This is a genomic window from Dethiothermospora halolimnae, from assembly GCF_037577855.1.
GTDB lineage: Bacteria > Bacillota > Clostridia > Tissierellales > VENL01 > Dethiothermospora > Dethiothermospora halolimnae.
On the sequence record NZ_JBAKFX010000025.1, the window covers coordinates 25,832 to 45,484 of the forward strand.

18 protein-coding genes are annotated in these 19,653 nt (G+C 31.3%); all 18 read left to right on the forward strand.

The features are described from left to right. The first annotated feature begins 13 nt into the window (after positions 1-13). The 18 genes from recD2 (at position 14) to V6137_RS11260 (ending at position 19,645) form a co-directional block, all read left to right on the forward strand. Positions 14-2,230 carry an SF1B family DNA helicase RecD2 gene (recD2, locus tag V6137_RS11175; RefSeq protein WP_425448018.1) on the forward strand — a complete coding sequence of 739 codons (2,217 nt, stop codon included), beginning with the start codon at positions 14-16 and terminating at the stop codon, positions 2,228-2,230. Positions 2,231-2,635: 405 nt separating this feature from the next. Further along, a complete protein-coding gene (locus tag V6137_RS11180) occupies positions 2,636-3,391 on the forward strand; it encodes a ComF family protein (RefSeq protein ID WP_425448019.1) in 756 nt (251 codons plus the stop codon). 218 nt (positions 3,392-3,609) lie between these two features. Next, on the forward strand, positions 3,610-4,023 hold the full coding sequence (locus tag V6137_RS11185) for a TIGR03826 family flagellar region protein (RefSeq protein WP_425448020.1): 414 nt from the start codon (positions 3,610-3,612) through the stop codon (positions 4,021-4,023). A 69-nt stretch (positions 4,024-4,092) separates the two neighbouring features. Beyond that, entirely contained in the window at positions 4,093-4,377 is a 285-nt protein-coding gene (gene flgM / locus V6137_RS11190) for a flagellar biosynthesis anti-sigma factor FlgM (RefSeq protein ID WP_425448021.1), read from the forward strand. A 280-nt stretch (positions 4,378-4,657) separates the two neighbouring features. Further along, entirely contained in the window at positions 4,658-5,152 is a 495-nt protein-coding gene (locus tag V6137_RS11195) for a flagellar protein FlgN (protein ID WP_425448022.1), read from the forward strand. A 201-nt stretch (positions 5,153-5,353) separates the two neighbouring features. After that, positions 5,354-6,904 (forward strand): flagellar hook-associated protein FlgK, encoded by a 1,551-nt coding sequence (gene flgK, locus V6137_RS11200; RefSeq protein ID WP_425448023.1) that lies wholly within the window; start codon positions 5,354-5,356, stop codon positions 6,902-6,904. A gap of 181 nt (positions 6,905-7,085) precedes the next feature. Then, complete coding sequence (locus V6137_RS11205; RefSeq protein ID WP_425448024.1) at positions 7,086-7,448, forward strand: four helix bundle protein; 363 nt, start codon at positions 7,086-7,088, stop codon at positions 7,446-7,448. A gap of 170 nt (positions 7,449-7,618) precedes the next feature. Beyond that, positions 7,619-9,088, forward strand: coding sequence for a flagellar hook-associated protein FlgK (flgK, locus tag V6137_RS11210; RefSeq protein WP_425448025.1), 1,470 nt, complete (start codon positions 7,619-7,621; stop codon positions 9,086-9,088). Positions 9,089-9,522: 434 nt separating this feature from the next. Continuing rightward, positions 9,523-10,476: a flagellar hook-associated protein FlgL gene (gene flgL / locus V6137_RS11215; RefSeq protein WP_425448026.1), complete on the forward strand. Its 954-nt coding sequence runs from the start codon at positions 9,523-9,525 to the stop codon at positions 10,474-10,476. 277 nt (positions 10,477-10,753) lie between these two features. Beyond that, on the forward strand, positions 10,754-11,305 hold the full coding sequence (locus V6137_RS11220) for a DUF6470 family protein (protein WP_425448027.1): 552 nt from the start codon (positions 10,754-10,756) through the stop codon (positions 11,303-11,305). A gap of 254 nt (positions 11,306-11,559) precedes the next feature. Continuing rightward, complete coding sequence (gene fliW / locus V6137_RS11225) at positions 11,560-12,012, forward strand: flagellar assembly protein FliW (RefSeq protein WP_425448028.1); 453 nt, start codon at positions 11,560-11,562, stop codon at positions 12,010-12,012. Then, on the forward strand, positions 12,012-12,239 hold the full coding sequence (csrA, locus tag V6137_RS11230) for a carbon storage regulator CsrA (protein ID WP_425448029.1): 228 nt from the start codon (positions 12,012-12,014) through the stop codon (positions 12,237-12,239). Before fliW ends, csrA begins: the two co-directional genes overlap by 1 nt. Positions 12,240-12,745: 506 nt before the next feature. Further along, positions 12,746-13,090: a hypothetical protein gene (locus V6137_RS11235; protein ID WP_425448030.1), complete on the forward strand. Its 345-nt coding sequence runs from the start codon at positions 12,746-12,748 to the stop codon at positions 13,088-13,090. A 342-nt stretch (positions 13,091-13,432) separates the two neighbouring features. Next, on the forward strand, positions 13,433-14,251 hold the full coding sequence (locus V6137_RS11240; protein ID WP_425448031.1) for a flagellin N-terminal helical domain-containing protein: 819 nt from the start codon (positions 13,433-13,435) through the stop codon (positions 14,249-14,251). Positions 14,252-14,363: 112 nt separating this feature from the next. After that, positions 14,364-16,223 (forward strand): motility associated factor glycosyltransferase family protein, encoded by a 1,860-nt coding sequence (locus tag V6137_RS11245; protein ID WP_425448032.1) that lies wholly within the window; start codon positions 14,364-14,366, stop codon positions 16,221-16,223. Further along, positions 16,216-16,572, forward strand: coding sequence for a DUF8042 domain-containing protein (locus V6137_RS11250; protein ID WP_425448033.1), 357 nt, complete (start codon positions 16,216-16,218; stop codon positions 16,570-16,572). Before V6137_RS11245 ends, V6137_RS11250 begins: the two co-directional genes overlap by 8 nt. 3 nt (positions 16,573-16,575) lie before the next feature. Beyond that, on the forward strand, positions 16,576-17,907 hold the full coding sequence (locus tag V6137_RS11255; RefSeq protein ID WP_425448034.1) for a motility associated factor glycosyltransferase family protein: 1,332 nt from the start codon (positions 16,576-16,578) through the stop codon (positions 17,905-17,907). Continuing rightward, positions 17,894-19,645, forward strand: a complete 1,752-nt coding sequence (locus V6137_RS11260) for a motility associated factor glycosyltransferase family protein (RefSeq protein WP_425448035.1) — start codon at positions 17,894-17,896, stop codon at positions 19,643-19,645. Before V6137_RS11255 ends, V6137_RS11260 begins: the two co-directional genes overlap by 14 nt. Positions 19,646-19,653: the final 8 nt, after the last annotated feature.

The window sequence follows — 19,653 nt, forward strand, 5'->3', positions numbered from 1 at the left end:
GGAGGGAATAAAAATGGTAACTATAGAGGGAACAGTGGAGGAGATAATATTTCAAAATGAAACTAACGGATATGTTGTAGCTATTGTGGAAACAAAGGATGATGTAGTTACTATTGTGGGAAATATTCCAATGATAAATATCGGAGAAACATTAAACTTACAAGGGGATTGGGATTATCACCCTAATTATGGTCAACAATTTAAAGTTGAAGTATATAGTATGGTTGTGCCGGCTACCCTAAATGGAATAGAAAAATATCTAGCATCGGGGCTTATATCGGGAATAGGACCTAAGACTGCTAAGAGCATTGTTAAAAAGTTTGGGAAAGAGTCCCTAGATATACTTCAATACAATCCTGAAAAATTAATGGAAGTGGATGGAATAGGAAAGAAAAAGGGAAAAAAGATAGCAGAAGCATTTCAGGAACAGAGAGAGTTACAAGATGTAATGATGTTTTTACAGCAGTATGGAATAAGCGCTAATTATGGTGTTAAAATATATAAAAAATATGGAAGTGAAACAGTAGCTAAAATAAAGGAAAATCCCTATAGGTTATCCCAAGATATATTTGGCATAGGATTTAAGATGGCGGATAAAATAGCTAAAAATATGGGAATAGATAATAACAGTGAATATAGGGTTAGTGCCGGAATAAAGTTTGCCTTAATGGAGTCTTCCACAAGTGGACATACCTATATTCCTAAGGAAGAACTTATAAGAAAATCAGCGGGTCTTTTAGAGGTTAATATGGATATTATTGAAAATAGTATAACAGCCCTTGCACTAAATCAGGAAATACAACTGGAAAACTTTGATGGTAAAACCTGTGTATATTATATGCCCTATTATTATGCAGAGACCAGTGTAAGCAAAGCAGTGGTGGCATTATCTCAAGGGGAGCTAAAAAAGCTTGAGATAAATGTTGAAAGGGAAATAGATGATATAGAAAAGGAAAATCAAATAAGATTTGCTAAAAAACAAAAAGATGCCATAAGGGAAGCGGTGGACAATGGGCTATTAGTAGTAACTGGAGGTCCGGGAACCGGCAAGACAACCACTATAAATAGTATAATAAAATTATTTGAAAAAAATAATCTAACAATACAATTAGCGGCCCCCACAGGACGGGCGGCAAAAAGGATGAGTGAAGCAACGGGAAGGGAAGCCAAAACCATCCATAGATTACTAGAATATAACTTTGTTGATGATCAAGTGGGTATGGCATTTTCTAGAGACGATGGAACACCTTTAGAAACCGATGTTCTTATTGTAGATGAGGTATCAATGGTTGATATATTGCTTATGAATAACCTTCTTAAGGCTATAGTACCGGGTACTAGAGTTATATTAGTTGGGGATATAGACCAATTACCATCGGTGGGTCCTGGGAATGTTCTTAGGGATATAATAGATAGTAAAATAGTTAAAGTTGTGACTTTAGACGAAATATTTAGACAGGCAAAGGAGAGTATGATTGTAGTTAATGCCCACAAAATAAATAAAGGGGAAGCACCTAGTTTAAATGTAAAGGGAAAAGACTTTTTCTTTATGAGAAGAAATACTGGAAAAAGTGTTACTGATACCATACTGGAACTATGTAGTGAAAGACTCCCTAAGTTTAATGGATATGACCCTGTTAAGGACATTCAAGTACTATCCCCGATGAAAAAGGGGGATACAGGTGTTAATATGTTAAATGAAAAGATGCAGGATAGGTTAAATCCTAAGGTATCAAATGAATACGAAAAAAAATCAGGAGATACCATATTTAGGGTGGGAGATAAGGTAATGCAAATAAAGAACAACTATCAAATGGAATGGAAACTATTAGAGAACGGAGTGGTGGTAGACGATGGTGAAGGTGTATTTAATGGAGATTTTGGATACGTCACAGAAATAGACGATGAAGAGGATGAATTAAAGGTATTATTTGATGAAACTAAAGAGGTGACGTATAGCTACAATCAATTGGACGAACTAAGACTAGCCTATGCCACAACAATACACAAAAGCCAAGGGAGTGAATTTCCAGTGGTGGTAATACCCATATGCTGGGGACCACCTATGCTACTTACAAGAAACCTACTATATACAGCCATAACGAGGGCAAAGGATTTAGTGGTACTGGTAGGTAACGAAAAATACCTTCATATGATGATAAATAATAATAGGATAAATAAAAGGTATTCTGGACTTAAAAACAGATTGTTGCGGATTTTGAGCATCTAAAAGAGGCTGGTTTAAATACAATTGTTAATGGTGAATTGTTAATTGGCTTAGCTGTTAAGGGATCTAGGAGAGGTTCATTACATCATAGCCCCATGTTGGGGGATTCGCAATCCCACAATTTCCAACCCTGTTGTTGGGGGTTGGTAATCCCACAACTTCCAACCTTGTTGTTGGGGGTTGGTAATCCCGCAACTTCCAACCTTGTTGTTGGGGGATTCGTAATCCCACAACTTGATCATGACTAACAATTAAAAAATGTAGGGCCTGAATATATTCAGGCCGCTGAACCGAAATAAAACTAACTTTAAACTCCAAAACATACTAACCACCAAAACCCACACAACCCCCAATAATTAATCATTAATAATTCACAATTAACAATTATTCCGAAGGAAGGATAACAAAATGCCAAAACTAAAACAAATCCTCACCATATTCATAAAAACTATACTTGATCTCCTCTACCCTGAGGATAACCTCTGTTTTATATGTGATGAGGTCCATGATGAAGTTGATGAGGGACATATTTGCCATAGTTGCATGAAGGAGCTAGTTTTTGTAGGAGATAATAAATGTTTTATATGCAGTAAACCACTGGAACTAGGTTATTTACCAGATAAATGCCCCGATTGTATGAATAATAAGCATTATTTTAAAAAGGCAATATCTCCATTACTTTATACAGGAACCATAAAAGATGCCATATATAAATATAAATACGGAAAAAAATCATATATGTATAAGGCCTTTGGATATATTTTAAAAGGTGCTATTGAAAAAGATATATCTAATATAGATATAATAGTACCAGTGCCCCTCCATAAATCAAAACTTTCAGATAGGGGCTTTAATCAGTCCCTTCTACTTTCAAAATACATATCAAATGAATTTAAAACTCCCCTAGACAATAAAAATCTAATAAGAATTAAAAAAACTACAATCCAAAATAAATTACATAAAAAAGAAAGAAGAAAAAATATAAAAAATGCATTTAAGGTTATAGATAATAGGGTATTTATAAATAAAATAGTATTATTAATAGACGATATATTTACAACCGGGGCAACAGCCGATGAATGCAGCAAAGTTTTATTGAATGCAGGAGCTAAAGAAGTCGTAGTATTGACGTTGACAACAGGAAGAAACAATTATAAATTATAAATTTTAAATTCAAAACATAGGGCTAAACTAGTTTAGCCCAAAGGATACAGAATTATTTTTAATATGGAGGGATGTATATAACCGAAATTGAATATTGATAACTGCTTTGCTAATTTACAATTTATAATTTATAATTTAAAATTATCTCCTAAGGTTTTTGTTAAATTATGCCGAAAATAATAATAAACCTAATATATATAATTTGCGGGGGTGAAATCATGGAACTGAAAAACTGTAAAAAATGCGGCAGGATCTATGCGTATGATGGATATGATAGTTGTTCAAGATGTAGACAATCAGATGAAGAAGAGTTTAGAAGAGTAAAGGAATATATATATGAACATCCAGGAGCTACGATACATGAAGTCTCAGAAGAGACGGAAGTTAGTAAAAATAAGATTTTGAAATTTTTAAGGGCAGGAAGACTTGAGATAAAGGGCGATGATGCTAACCTTATATTAGACTGTGAGAGATGTGGAAAATCAATAAAAACTGGTAGATTTTGCAATCAATGTACAGCAGAAATGCAAAGAGAATTTAAATCTGCAGTTGCTCCTAAAAAGTCTCCTGAAAATGAAAGGAAGAAAAGAGAAGACGATAGGATGTATATAGCTAAGCGACGTAAAAGATAAAAAATAACTAAAGGATTAACCCCATTTTTCCGATAATCTTAATATAAGAACGGAAAATGGGGTGTTTTTATGAAAATAAATAACAATAATATTAGGAAAATGCTTAAGACTTACAATACACAGCAAAAAGACAATAAAATAAATAAGACAGATAGGCTTAAAAAGAGGGATAAAATAGCTCTTTCAACTAAAGGAAAGGACTATCAAATGGCCATGGAAGCAATAAAAAATGTACCGGATATAAGACAGGATAAAGTTGATGAGATAAAAAAGAAAGTTAATAGTGGAACCTATAATATTGATGCAGAAGAAATAGCAGAGAAGATGATTAATCATATAGATATTGGTATATAAAGGGTTTTAACCTGGGGGATTACAAACCCCCCAGGAACGGGAATTTGTTGTAGGATTCCCCAATAAACTTTGGTGATGTAGAGGGGGAATTCATTTCCCTGTTGTTGGGGGATTCGTAATCCCCCAACTGTAGGGCTGAATACATTCAGCCCCACTGGACCGAAAATATAATCAATATCTCCACATATAGTAGAGAACAAACCAAAACAACGGCTATGCCAATTTAAAACTTATAATTTGAAATTCCAAAGCTCAGCTTTGGTAAAGGGTGGTGCAATATATGGACAAGCTCATAATGGTACTTAAAAAAACATTAAAAGATCAAATCAATATATATAACACACTATTAGAACTAAGTGAGAAAAAGACAGATATTATAGTAAGGAACAATATAAAAGAGTTGGATAATTTAACAAAGGAAGAGCAACAAATCATAATCGACTTATCCCAGTGTGAAAAAAACAGACAGAAAGCAGTAAATACCATAGCCAGTATTATGGAAGTAAAAGAAGATATTAATATGATAGCTATTTATGACCACTTAAATGACCATGACAAAAAAGAAATAGAAGAAATAAGGGATGAATTACTAAATATAATAGAAAAGTTAAATGACAGAAATAAGCTAAATGAATCTCTTATAAAGGATTCATTGGAATATATAGATTTAAATTTAGAATTATTAACAACTGATGGATTTGAAAATACCTATAGTGATAAAGATAATGGCCAAGTAAACAAAAAGCAAAAGAGTCTATTTGACTTTAAAGCATAGGTGCCCACCTTCGGTGGGAATTGTAAATTTTAAATTGTAAATTAGTTTGCGGGAGCGAAGTTTATGGTGGTTAGTAGTAGTGTTTAAAGTACAAGTGTAGGGTGACTAGGTTTGATTGCTAGGTATCTTTAAATTCTGTTGTTGGGGGATTCGCAATCCCCCAACCCATAGACCGAAATTAGCGAAAAAGGAAGTGAAACTATGTCCACATTTGGAGGATTGTCAATATCTATATCGGGACTTTATGCAAATAAGAAGTCTTTAGATACCATATCCCATAATATATCTAATGTTAATACTCCAGGTTATGTTAGGCAACAGGCCTTGCATGAATCGGCTTATTATAAGAAAATAGCCGGTGGATTTAAAGCTGGAACCGGCGCGAATGTCCAACAGATAAGACAAATAAGAGATGAATTTTTAGATATGAAATTCAGGGATGAAAATGAAAAGTTTGGATATTGGGAATCTAAGAGCAATATGATGCAAGGGGTAGAATCAATATTTAATGAAGTTAGCGATAGTGGGATTCAAAAGATTATGGACCAATTTTGGAATGGTTGGGAGGAACTATCAAAACATTCCGATAGTCTTACCATAAGGGGGCTTGTCCATGAAAGGGCTGTTGCCTTTACGGAGGCTGTTAATCATATAAGGACTCAGCTAGATAGTCTTCAATTAAATCTAAATAAGGATATTGATAATAATATATTCAGGATAAACAACATAATTAAAGGAGTATCAGATCTAAATCAAAAAATAAGGGATATTGAGTCTACAGATGTAAATGTTAAAGCCAATGACTTAAGGGACAAAAGAAATAACTTAATAGATGAATTGTCGGGAATGATTCCCATAACTACTGAATATGCCAATGATGGATCTATAAATGTATCTACTAAAGGAAGGCTTTTGGTTGTAGAAGATCAGTATAGAGAGCTAACTAAGAAACAGAATGATAAGGGATACAACTACTTAGCATATAAAAGGACTGGAGATAAGATAGATTTAAATGAAGATGAAGGACAGATAGCGGGACTTATATCAGTTAGGGATAAAGAGATAGAAGAAATGAAATTAAGACTTAATCTATTTGTAAATACTGTGGCTAAAGCAGTAAATAAAGAGCATAAAAATGGTTATGATCTTTTAGGGAATAGTGTTTCAGGAACTAATGCTGAAAAATTCTTTACTACAAAGAATGGAACAGGAAAAATAGAAGCGGGAAATATTCAAGTGAATCCGGAATTAAGTGATTATAATAAAATAGCTGCTTCTTTAAACGGAGATACTGGAAATGGAGAGATAGCTAAGGCTATATGTGAGTTAAGGGATGAACAAATATTTGATGATATAAAAAATCCCGATGGAACTATAAATGAAAAGGGAACAATAACCGAACTATTAGATAAAGCAAGTGACTATGATGGAACTCCCCTTGAGGGCTTAATAAAAGAAATAGATACAAAACAAGATGAATATAAAAGCATGACCAGTGATGACTTCTATAGAAATTTAATTTTAAAAATAGGTTTAAGTAGAGGTCAAGCGAGGAGTATAGCTAAAAATCAGACCATACTTATAGGTCAAATAGATGGCAAAAGGCAGTCAATATCAGGGGTATCATTAGATGAAGAAATGACAGCGATGATGAAATACCAACACTCCTATGTAGCAAACTCAAGGGTAATAAATGCCATAGATGGAATGATAGAAAACATTATAAATAAAATGGGAATCGTCGGAAGGTAAATCTACGATTTACCTTCCGAATTACAAATTATAAATTATAAATTTTAAATTGGCAAAGCTGCTAAGCGAATATATTTTGGTTATAAGCATATGTCTCATATCATCAAGTATTTAATGTATAGAATCTGAAAATATGGGAAGTATTCCAATATATTAATTAATAATGTGTTGGAGGTTAAATATGAAAACTGATAATGCTGTTAGGGAGAAAACATATAATTTTGCTTTGAGAATAGTAAAGATGTATAGGTATATAGTTGAAGAAAAGAAGGAATATGTAATTTCTAAACAATTATTGAGATGTGGTACAAGCATAGGGGCTAATATAGAAGAAGGCTGTTCTGCTCAAAGTAGAAAAGATTTTATAAATAAATTATCAATAGCGCAAAAAGAATCCTACGAAACAAGATATTGGCTCAAATTGTTAAGAGACAGTGAGATTATAGAAACTATATACATAAAAAGTATGTTAAAAGATTGTGAAGAAATAATAAAACTAATATCTAAAATATTAGTTACAACAAAGAAGAATGATAAAATATGATAATGGTATTTTACGAATATTTCACGGAGTGAAATAGAGGTGTTTATAATATGAAACGTAAAAATATAAATCAATATAAAATAGTGAAGAAAAATAAAGTAGCGGGCAGAAACAATTTATAATTTACAATTTAAAATTTAAAATTATTTTACGAAGGGACTGAGTAAAAGATGTCTGGTTGGGTAGGTTTTAATACAGCGGTTTCAGGACTGTTAGGAAGTCAGAAATCACTATATACAGTTAGTCATAATATAACTAATGCGGAAACTCCAGGCTATTCAAGGCAAAAAGCTTCTCAAAGAGCTACCGATGCCTTTAATTTACCGGGAATAGGACTTCTTGGTACTGGAGCTGAAGTATATAGTATAGATAGAATAAGGGATAGTTACACCGATTACAAATATTGGACAGAAAGTGCACCAAAGGGTGAGTGGGAAGTGAAAAATAAAAACTTAGAGCAGGTAGAGGTTTTATTTAATGAACCATCGGATAGTAGTTTTAGACAGTATCTAGATGACTTTTTCACTTCTTTAGAAAATCTAAGTACAAACCCATCAGATATGTCCTACAGAGCGGATGTAAGGGAAAAGGCAGTTGCCTTTACAAAACACATAAATGATACTGCTAAGAGATTAGCTAATTTAAAGGAAGAACTTAATGGTACTATAAAGACAAAGGTTGATACAATAAATGATTTATCCCATCAGATAGGAGCTTTAAATAAGCAGATATATTCTCTAGAGATAGGTGGAACTAAAGCCAATGATTTGAGGGATAAAAGGGAACTATTAATAGACGAGCTTTCAAAAATAGCAAATGTCCAGGTTAATGAAATAAAGGGTAGTGAAAACAAACTAAATAATGGTAAAATAACAGTTTCATTAAATGGCATTGCTCTGGTTGATCATATGAACGTTACAGAGATGTCATATAAAAAGAATGGAGATAATGTAGATGTAGAGTGGGAAAATGGAACACCACTAAATATTAAGTCTGGGGAATTAAGAGGACTTATGGATATGACAAAGGGTGATGGTCAAAATGGACATTATAGGGGTATCCCCTATTATCAAGAAAGACTTGATAAATTTGCAGGTACATTTGCAACAATATTTAATAATCAGCATATGAAAGGAGAGGCCCTTGAGGGGCAAGATAGTACTCCAGATAATATAGCATTTTTTACAACAACCGATGGTACAACTGATATCAATGCTAGCAATATAAAAGTCTCAGATGATATAGTATCTAATTTAAATAATATAGCAGCAGCTGCAGCAAATAATGGCGAGGAAGGTAAAGAGGATAACGAAAACATAAAAGAGCTTTTGAGCTTAAGACATAAAAATGACTTTTTTGACGACCCAGATTCTAAAGGAACTCCCGATGATTATATTAAATCGGTACTTTCAAACCTAGCAGTTGACGGTCAGCAGTCAGAAAGAATGAAGGATACCCAAAACTTAATAGTTGAAAATATAGAAAAGAAAAGGGAATCAGTATCAGGTGTATCTCTAAATGAAGAAATGCAAAATATGGTAAGATTCAACCAATCCTATAGAGCAGCAGCCAAAATGCTAACAACAATGGATCAGATATTAGAGATTACAGTAAATAGATTAGGACTCGTCGGTAGATAAGGTGTAGCCTTATCTACCGAATTACAAATTTTAAATTATAAATTAAAAGAGAAGTCAGCTATGCTGACTTTATGAGGACAGGGCAACCCTGTCCTATGAATAGCAAAGGTGTTGGTGGCAACTTAGTTTTTTTCCGTTGTTGGGGGATTCGTAATCCCCCAAAATCTAAAATGAAAAAGAAAACTAGGGTTTTATAAAGAGTCTAATAAAAGGACCTGTGGGATTACGAATCCTCCAGCGAACAAAAAATTAAAAGATAAGTCAGGTATAATGACTTCCGTAGAGACAGGGCAACCCTGTCCTATGAAGCAAAATAAAGCTATTTTAAAGGTGAAAAAACGTAAGACCATTAAAAAACAACTTTAATGACCAATTTATAATTTAAAATTTACAATTTAAAATTCCGCAGCTTTGCTTGCAAAGGGAGGACAATGATGCGTATAACAAATAGTATGATGATAAGTGATATGATGAGAAACTTAAATAATAATATGGAAAGGATGAATAAAACCTATAGTCAATATACAACAGGTAAGAAGTTTCAGTTACCATCGGACGATCCAATAGGTGTGTCAAAGAGTTTAAAGTTACATACCGATGTGTCGGTATTGGAACAGTATAAAAGAAATGCAGACGATGCCAGATCATGGCTTGATATAACAGAAACCACATTAAAAGAGATGGGAGATGTTATTCATAGAGCTAGGGAACTTACAGTGGATGCTGCTAATGATACAAAAACTCCAGAGGATAGAAAGAAAATAGGAGAAGAGATAAAACAATTAAAGGAGCATTTAATAAAGCTTGGAAATACAACCTATGCAGGAAGATATATTTTTTCAGGGTTTAAAACAGATCAAAAGCTATTAGATGAAGATGGTAACTATGATCTAAATGGAGAAAATCTTAAAAATACCGAAATAAGTAAGTATAATATAGGTGTAGCAACGGATATAGAAGTTAATACTGTAGGAACTAAAGTTTTTGGTAACTTTGATGGAACCAACCTTGAATTTAATAACTCAGATGTAAGTAGCGGAGATACTCCTGCATTAATACAAGCTTTTACTAAGCTAGAGAAAGCTTTAGATGGAACAAGTGCTAATCCCCAAGATGATATACAAGAAAGTATAGCTAATATGGATAAAGTGCTTAATAACACCTTAGCAGTGAGATCGGAAGTAGGAGCTAAAACTAATAGACTCGAGATAACACAGCAAAAGTTAGATAGCCAAATATTGAACTTCACTAAACTACTATCAAACAACGAAGATGCTGATATGGCAAGGGTAATAATAGACTTAAAGACCCAAGAAAGTGTCTATAGAGCATCGTTATCATCGGGCTCAAGAATAATACAACCAACACTAATAGATTTTCTAAGGTAAAGCATCTTAGAAAATCTATTAGTAATTGTTAATTGTGAATTGATAATTGTGAATTAGTTGGAGAATCAAGGCTTAATATAGAACTAACACCATTGTTTAGATTGTTTATAATGGGTGTGTAGGGACAGGGCATGCCCTGTCCGGTGGACCAACATAAAACTAATCTTAAAACAAAAAACATAAAATCACCAAAAAAAACAACTTTAACGACCAATTAACAATTCACAATTAAAAATTAACAATTCCGAGGTTCCACCTCGGCAACGGGGGTGATAAATTGCCACTTCAAATTAACACCATAAGGGGTCAAATAGGAATAAGAACTCAAAATGCATCACAGAGTATAAGAAACTTTCAAGGGGAACAAAAAATAGAAACAACAATGCCAAAGGTAAAAATAAAAAGTGAAAAGCCAAGGGTAATAATAGACCAGTACCAATGTTTTGCAGAGGCAGGACTTAAGAATAATGCAGACTTAACTAAAGACATGGTAGAGTATGCAAAAATGAAACATAAACAAATGATAGATACAATAGTAGCCGATGGAAATAGAATGGCAAATATAAAAAATGGAACACCACCAGCTATCCCAGAAATAGCAGAAAAAAATGCTCGAGGCCCAGAAAAACAGTTTAGATTCGGACCAATGCCCAGTAGTAGACCGAAAATAGAAGTTGAGGGTAGTTTAGATATTAGTTGGGAGATGGGGAAAGTAAACATAAGCTATACACCAAGAAAACCACAAATAACATATAATCCTGGGAAGGTGGAAGTTTATTTAAAACAAAAACCTAGTATAGATATACAGTACGTGGATACGAAAAGATAATAGTTAACAGTTAATAGTTAATAGTCAAAGAAAAAATCAGCTAAGGCTGATTTTAAATTTAAGTACTTAGGTTTAACTTAGCATCTGGTCTAGGCATGTCTAGACCGATGGACCAACATATCGTTGTTGGGGGATTCGCAATCCCCCAACCCGAAAAACTAAGAATCAAAAATAAACCTGTGGGATTACGGAGCTCTTAGGAACGAAATTAACAATTCCGAAACTCAACTTCGGCAAGGAGGGTTAAATACAAAATGCAACTAAAAACAAAACATTTCGGCGAAATAACAATAGAAAAAGAAAAAATAATAACCTTCAAAAATGGCCTATATGGCTTTGAAGATCAGAACAGATTCACAATAATCGAAAACAATGATAAAGAGAACCCCTTCCAGTGGCTACAATCAATAGATGACTCTAATTTAGCATTTGTAGTAATAAATCCATTCATATTCAAACCAGACTACGACTTTGATATACCAGATTCTACAGTAGATAAACTAGAGATAGAAGATCCAAAGGATCTACTGATATACACAATAGCTGTTGTTCCAGAAGATATAAAGGATGTAACGGTAAACTTATCGGGCCCAATAATAATAAATTCAAAAAATAAACTGGGAAAACAAATAATAATAGAAGATAAAAGGTATACTACAAAATACTATATATTTAAAGAGCTTGAGCAAATGGACGGTGAAGAATAATGCTTATACTATCGAGAAAGAAAAATGAAAGTATAATTATAGATGATAATATAGAAATAGTAGTTACCGATATAGAAGAGGGCAAAGTGAAAATAGGCATAAATGCTCCAAAGAATGTAGATATTCATAGAAAAGAAGTATATAAACTTATTAAAGAAAGTAATAAGGAAGCCGCTAAATCTGATAGAGTTGATTTAGGGTCACTTGGGGATTTATTTAAGAAATAAATTTATAATTTCAAATTCTGAAGGTTCCACCTTGGTTTTGTGTAGGGACTGGGCATGCCCAGTCCGCCGGACCTATGCAAATCTAATACTGAAACACAAAAAATTAACAAAAACTAACTTTAATACATTTATTAGCACGTTGTTGGGGGATTCGCAATCCCCCAACCCATAAACTCAAAGCTAAGAAAGAAACCAAAGTTTTCACGTTTATCTAAGCTAAGGCCTGTGGGATTACGAATCCCCCAGGAACATTTGGGGTGACCTGAAACCTTGCTCCCATTGCTGTGGTATTCCCGATTTCCCAGTAACATTTAGGGTCACTCAAAAAAACTAACCCCAGTTGTTGGGGGATTCGCAATCCCACAACCCAAAAACTCAAAGATAAGAAAGAAACCAAAGGTTTTCCCCCATCCTAGACAAAGAGACTAAGAGCATAAACCAAAAAATATATTAAAAAACTTTACTATAAATGATATAATATAACTATAAAATACTGGAGGTCAGAAATGGAAAAAATATTAAATCAAATATTAACAGAAATCCAAGGTATAAAAAAAGAAGTATCAGATTTTAAAGGTGAAATGACAGGGTTTAAGCAAGAGATGACAGAATTTAAACAAGAAATGACAGAGTTTAAACAGGAAATGACAGAGTTTAAGCAGGAAACTGAAGAAAAATTAGATAAAGTAGATTCAAAAATAGAAAATATGGATAAAAAAATAGAAGTAATATACGACAAAACAGCAGATTTAGTAGAAGGTCAAAATGAAATAAAAAGTGATTTAGGTAAAGTAGAAACAGTTACTGCAAGCAACTGGCAAGATATAATAAAATTAAAATCTATAAAGTAATTGTTACTAAAAGTCGGGTTTCCGGCTTTATTTTTTTGTCTATGATTATAAGGGGATGGATATAATTACAAAAGACTGAAAGATTACGAATCCCCCAGTAACCTCTAGGTTGCCCCGAAACCTAGTCCCCGTTGTTGGGGGATTCGCACTCCTCCAACCCAAAAGCCTAATATTCCAAAAATAAAAAAATAAAAAAACACTAAAAAACTAAAGTCCTGTCGTAAAGTGTCGATATTTATATTGAAAGGTTAAAAACCTTATAAATTTTGGCCAAAATTTAGTTAAAAACCTTTTAAAAATACGGGCAAGGATGCCCAAATAAAATTCAGGGAGGAATTACAAATGAGAATTAATAACAATCTTATGGCGATGAACGCCCACAGACAATTAGGAATCAACAGTTCTAATCAAGGAAAATCTTTAGAAAAGCTATCTTCAGGGCAAAGAATAAATAGAGCTGGAGACGATGCAGCAGGACTAGCTATATCAGAAAAAATGAGAGGCCAAATCAGAGGTCTTAATCAAGCTAGTAGAAATGCTCAAGATAGTATTTCTTTAATTCAAACAGCAGAAGGTGCTATGAATGAGACTCATGCTATACTTCAGAGAATGAGAGAATTAGCAGTACAGGCATCAAATGATACTAATGTAACTGCTGATAGAACAGCTATAACAGATGAAGTGAAACAACTTGAAAGTGAAATAAATAGAATTTCATCTCAAACAGAATTTAACACTCAAAAACTTTTAACTGGAAGTTTTTCTAGTAAAAATTTCCAGATAGGAGCTAATAAAGGTCAGCAAATAACTTTAACTATAGCTACAATGGGAGCAGGTGCTTTAGGAGTTTCTGGAGTGAATGCAAATCTAAGTAATGCCGCTTCTGCAACAGCAGCGATATCAACAATAAATACTGCAATAGCTACGGTATCAACTGAAAGATCAAAGCTTGGTGCATATCAAAATAGATTAGAGCATACTATAAAGAACTTAGATACATCATCTGAAAACTTACAGGCAGCTGAATCAAGAATCAGAGACGTAGACATGGCTAAGGAAATGATGGAGTATTCTAAGAACAATATCTTAAAGCAAGCTGCTCAATCAATGTTAGCTCAAGCAAATCAAGCACCACAAGGTGTACTTCAGCTATTAAGATAATTACAATCAAATATTTGGAAAAAAGTAGATGGATATCCATCTACTTTTTTTTAAAGTTTTTGATAAAATATGTCGATGATAGAGTAAAGACTAAGTATTGGAGTGATTAATTTTGAAAAGCATATATGAAAAAAATATAGAAGCAATAAATAGGTCTTCTAATAACCATTATATAGATAAAAATAGTAAAGTAACTAAACAAGATATAAAAATAGAACACTCCAAAGATGGTAACTTTACAGCTATAGTTAATATCGACGGAAAGGATAAATATATAAGTAGTAAATACTCACCATTAAAAGAAGCAAAGAGATTTATTGACAGTATAGAAGATTACGATACCGAGACTTTATTTATTGTATACGGATTGGGATTAGGATATCACATTATTGAATTATATAAAAACATAGGAGAAAAAAATAAAATTTTTGTCATAGAACCTAATATAGAACTATTTAAAAAGGCTATGGAAATAAATGATTTTACAGATCTAATAAACACTAATAGTGTGCACTTTTGTGTTGGGTTATCTGAAGAGAATCTATTTAAATTTTACGCTTATAATATAGATATAAAAGCTGCAAATAATTTTAAGTTTAATATTTTTTCTCAATATGACAGATATTATAGAGATTTTAGTAATATAGTTATAGAGCATTTAAAAGAGACCATAAACAGAGAGAAAGTTATAATAAACACATTAAAGCATTTTTCTTATGATATGAATAAAAACTTATTTTATAATTTTAAAGATATACTTAAAGGAGATACAATTAGTATACTAAAAAATAAGTTTAATAATAAACCAGCTATTATAGTATCGGCAGGGCCATCTTTAGATAAGAATATTAGTCAGCTAAAATATGCTAAAGGAAAAGCAATAATAATATCTGGGGGAAGGACATTAAAACCATTATTAAAAAATGGCATTAAGCCTGATTTAGTAGTATCATTAGACCCTGGAATAGGAGCATACAAGGTTATAAAGGAAAACTTAGACACTGATATACCTATGGTTACAACTGTAGTTTCCCATAGCGATGTTATAGATGAATATAAAGGGAAAAAGATATTTTGTAATAATGAAGAGGTTGCCCAACTGGTGGAGGATTTATTAGATAAAAAGGTCGATAGAATTCCTCAAGGAGGCTCTGTAGCTAATATGTCCTTGAGTCTAGCAGACTATATGGGATGTGATCCTATGATTTTAATAGGTCAAGATTTAGCCTATACTAATGGTAAATTTCATGCAGATAGTGCTACATTAAATCAAAAAAATAATAAAGTTATTACTGAAAATAACCCAATAATAAAAGATATACATGGACAGGATGTTTACACGACTCAAGTATGGTTATCATTTTTAAGGTGGTTTGAAGAGTATATAGAAACAATATCTGATAAAGTAGTGATAGACGCTACAGAAGGTGGTGCCAAAATAAAAGGAACTAAAGTTATGACACTAAAAGAAACCATTGATAAATATTGTTTGAAAAATATACAAATACCAGATGAAATAAAAAGGCATAAAGAAATAAAGGAAATATATGATGAAGTAAAAGACTTTAATAAAAAGTTTAAAAAGTTAAAGAGTGATTTAGAGAAAGTTAGAAAGTATGCTTCTAGGGGAGTTAAATATAACAAAAAAATGTTAAGGTTCTATGAAGGTAATAAAGAAGTAAATATATCCAACGTATTAACTAAATTAGAAGAAATAGATAAAAAAATGGAAAAATATCAAAAACAAAATGTTGCCATAAATAGCTTAGTTTCACCTACTATAATAAAAACTCTATTTAGCAAAAACTTTAGAGAAAAGATAAATGAAAGTGATATAGATAGAGGAAAAAGGGTATCCAATAGAGGCTATACACTATATAAAGGAATAAAAGAGTCTATAGATAAAATTAAACCAGATATAGAAAATAGCATAAAAAGAATTGAAAAGATAGGAGCTGATAAAGGTGAGTAGGATAAAAGAGATGAAAGAAGTCTTATTAGGAATATATAATTATCTAAATAAATTAGAAAAGGGGATAGAAGACATAATAGAAAGATATCAAGATGGCGATGAAGGACAAGCAAATAGAATGATGGTTGAGGTTATTGATAGTATGGGGTGGATTATAGAAGGTATAAACTCCACTGGAGAAATACAGAAAGAAGAAATAGAAGTTGACAAAATTAATGAACACCTTAAAGAGATAATTATGGCTTTTGAAAATAGAGACTATGTACTACTTGGGGACCTATTAGAATATGAAATAAATCCTATAATAGATGATTGGAAGAAGAAAATAAAGCCTATTATAGAGGAGTAGATTATGAGTCTGTATAAAAGAAACTTAGAGATTATAAAGGACAAGTACCCTGTACTTTATAGAAAAGTTCTAAATACTAAAGTTGATGAAAGGGAAAATATTACTATAAAAACTAAAAGTGAAGATTATACAGTAAGAGTAGTAAATAGTGATGGAATAAATAATAGTCAAAACTTTATTCATAGTAAATATAACCCCAGAAGGGAAGCTAAAAGGTTTGCTAATAATCAACTTAAAAGTAGAGAAAAGACAAATATAATTTATGGTTTTGGTTTAGGATATCACATAGAGGAAATATTAAAGTTACTAGATAATAAAAATAAATTATATGTTTTTGAGTTAAATTTACAAATATTTAAATTAGCTCTTAAACTAAGGGATCTAAGCAAACTTTTATTAGATAGTAGGTTAATATTAATAGTTGATAATAATGAAAAAACATTAGCTAGTAAAATGAAACCTCTTTTAAAAGAAAACAGGAAGTTTATTAGTTATAGCCCTTCAGTTAAGGCTATACCTAATCAGTATAATAAATTTAAGTTTATTATGGAAAATTGGAATTTAAAGAAAAATTTAAAGATAAAATGGGAAGACTTAATGAATGAAAATTATAAAAAAAATATTAAAAACAAAGATAAAGATATAAAGGATCTGTTTAATAAATATAACAATAAGCCAATAATAATAGTATCTGCTGGACCATCACTAAATAAAAACAAACATTTATTAAAAAAAATAAATAAAAAAACTTTTATATTTTCTGTAGGTTCTGCCCTTAAGCCGTTATTAAAGGCTGATATAAGACCTGATATGTTTTGTATAATAGATCCTCAAGATATAACTTATAATCAAATAAAAGGGTTTGAAGATTTAGATATTCCATTTGTTTATATGGATACTGCCAGTGCCTATACAGTCTCTAAATATAATGGACCTAAATATATTGCTAATAGTACTAAAGAAGAGACCGATAATAAAACAATAGATTCAGGAGGCTCTGTTGCTACAGCAGTTATGGATATGGCTATAAAATTTGGAGGAAATCCCATTGTTTTTGTAGGACAGGATTTAGCATATACAAATAATAAACATCATGCTGATGGAACAATGTATGATAAAGATGATGTAAAGTCTTTATCAAATATGAGAAAAATAAGGGGTCAAAATGGAGAAGTTTTAGATACTACTTTAGGACTTCTTAGTTTTAAACATTGGATAGAAAATAAGATTATAGATAATCCTTCTGTTAACTTTATAAATGCAACAGAGGGAGGAGCTTATATAGAAGGTTGTAAACATATGAGACTAGAGGAGTTTATATATGGACTTTTATAAGGTAGAACTAGAGAAGGCTAAAAATGGAGAAAATACTTTTAAAGTAAAATATGATAATAGGGAAATATACATTCACAGTAAATACAATCCCACAAAAGAAGCAAAAAAAGGGTTAAAGGCTTTAAGTTTAGAAGATTCCGATAAAAATACTGTTTTTATATGTATGGGATTAGGTCTTGGATATAACCTTATAGAGCTTTATAAAAGTATAACCCTAAAAAATAAAATTATTGTCATAGAGCCAAACAAAGAAATTATAAAATATAATTATAAAGTAAATGATGTTTTAAAAAAGGGAAATGTAAAAATCATAAAGGGGATTGATTTAATAAAGGTAAAAGAAACTATAGAAAACAATATTAAGTTAGAAAATTATAATAACATAAAAATTTATGAATTAACCCCCTATAAAAAAATATATAAAGACTACTTAAAGAAAGTATATGATGTTATTTATAAGCATGAAAACCAACTAAAACTTCATATAAATACAAATAGATTACACGGACAAAAGATTAGTGAAAATGCTATAAAAAATCTACCCTATATAATTAGAGATGGAAAAAGTATTGATATATTAAAAAATAAATTTTATAATAAACCAGCTATTATAGTGTCGGCAGGCCCTTCACTAGAAAAAAATATAGATTTACTAAAGGATATTCAAAATGATGCATTTATAATATCTGGAGGAAGAACGTTAAAACCTCTTTTAGAAAAGGGAATAATACCACATCTTATCTGTAGTATAGATCCCCAGGATATAGCCTTTAAACTAATAGATAAATTAGATTTTAGTGAGATCCCTTTAGTTACACTTATTCATGGAAACTATAAGGTGGTATCAAATCATAAAGGACAGGTACTCTTTATAGGAGATAAATATCATAATCCTATGGTTGAATACATTACAAAAAAAACTCTTGAAGAGATAGAAGTAGGAGGGTCAGTAGCTACCACATCTTTATCAGTTGCAAAATATATAGGATGTAATCCGATTTGTTTTATAGGACAAGACCTTGCCTATACAGATAATAAGTACTATAGTGATAATGCCAGTATAAATAAGGATAATAATATATCTAAAAATGAAGAATTATTAAAGGTAAAAAACATATATGGTAACGATATATTTACTAATGAATCTTTGTATTATTTTTTAAAGTTGATAGAGGAATTTATTTCTACAAACAAAAGTAATACTTATATAAATGCCACAGAAGGTGGAGCAAAAATAAGTGGAACAAAGGATATGACTTTAAAAGATTTTATAGAAAAATATTGTCATGAAGCCTTTTACCCAAAAGATAAATTAAGGACTTGCTTAAAAGAAGACATAAATGGCATAAAAGAAGTTAATATAGCAAAACAGAATATTAAGGATGTTATAGAAAATTTAAATAACTTAGAAAAATTTTCATTATATAATATGAATCTAGCAGATAAACTATCAAAAGTTTATTTGGAAAGTTCACAGGAAGATATGGAAAATATATTATCTAAAATGGATATAAATGATAATTTAATTGAAAAATATAAAAATGAAGAATTAATGATGCATTACTTTAGACAACTTTTTTTAATAGATATAGTTAATAAATACGAAGAAAAAACATATGAGAATCCTATTGATAGAGATTTAAGAATTATAAATAAAGATAAGGAAATTTATAAGATGAAAAGTTACTTGGCTAATCAGTATAAAAGTTATTTTAATGAAATATTAACTAAACTTTAGACTTAATA

Excerpts from the sequence above, each read along its gene's own strand:
- recD2 (WP_425448018.1), top strand. The coding sequence starts at position 14 with ATGGTAACTATAGAGGGAACAGTGGAGGAGATAATATTTCAAAATGAA.
- V6137_RS11180 (WP_425448019.1), top strand. The coding sequence starts at position 2,636 with ATGCCAAAACTAAAACAAATCCTCACCATATTCATAAAAACTATACTT.
- V6137_RS11185 (WP_425448020.1), top strand. The coding sequence starts at position 3,610 with ATGGAACTGAAAAACTGTAAAAAATGCGGCAGGATCTATGCGTATGAT.
- flgM (WP_425448021.1), top strand. The coding sequence starts at position 4,093 with ATGAAAATAAATAACAATAATATTAGGAAAATGCTTAAGACTTACAAT.
- V6137_RS11195 (WP_425448022.1), top strand. The coding sequence starts at position 4,658 with ATGGACAAGCTCATAATGGTACTTAAAAAAACATTAAAAGATCAAATC.
- flgK (WP_425448023.1), top strand. The coding sequence starts at position 5,354 with ATGTCCACATTTGGAGGATTGTCAATATCTATATCGGGACTTTATGCA.
- V6137_RS11205 (WP_425448024.1), top strand. The coding sequence starts at position 7,086 with ATGAAAACTGATAATGCTGTTAGGGAGAAAACATATAATTTTGCTTTG.
- flgK (WP_425448025.1), top strand. The coding sequence starts at position 7,619 with ATGTCTGGTTGGGTAGGTTTTAATACAGCGGTTTCAGGACTGTTAGGA.
- flgL (WP_425448026.1), top strand. The coding sequence starts at position 9,523 with ATGCGTATAACAAATAGTATGATGATAAGTGATATGATGAGAAACTTA.
- fliW (WP_425448028.1), top strand. The coding sequence starts at position 11,560 with ATGCAACTAAAAACAAAACATTTCGGCGAAATAACAATAGAAAAAGAA.
- csrA (WP_425448029.1), top strand. The coding sequence starts at position 12,012 with ATGCTTATACTATCGAGAAAGAAAAATGAAAGTATAATTATAGATGAT.
- V6137_RS11235 (WP_425448030.1), top strand. The coding sequence starts at position 12,746 with ATGGAAAAAATATTAAATCAAATATTAACAGAAATCCAAGGTATAAAA.
- V6137_RS11240 (WP_425448031.1), top strand. The coding sequence starts at position 13,433 with ATGAGAATTAATAACAATCTTATGGCGATGAACGCCCACAGACAATTA.
- V6137_RS11255 (WP_425448034.1), top strand. The coding sequence starts at position 16,576 with ATGAGTCTGTATAAAAGAAACTTAGAGATTATAAAGGACAAGTACCCT.
- V6137_RS11260 (WP_425448035.1), top strand. The coding sequence starts at position 17,894 with ATGGACTTTTATAAGGTAGAACTAGAGAAGGCTAAAAATGGAGAAAAT.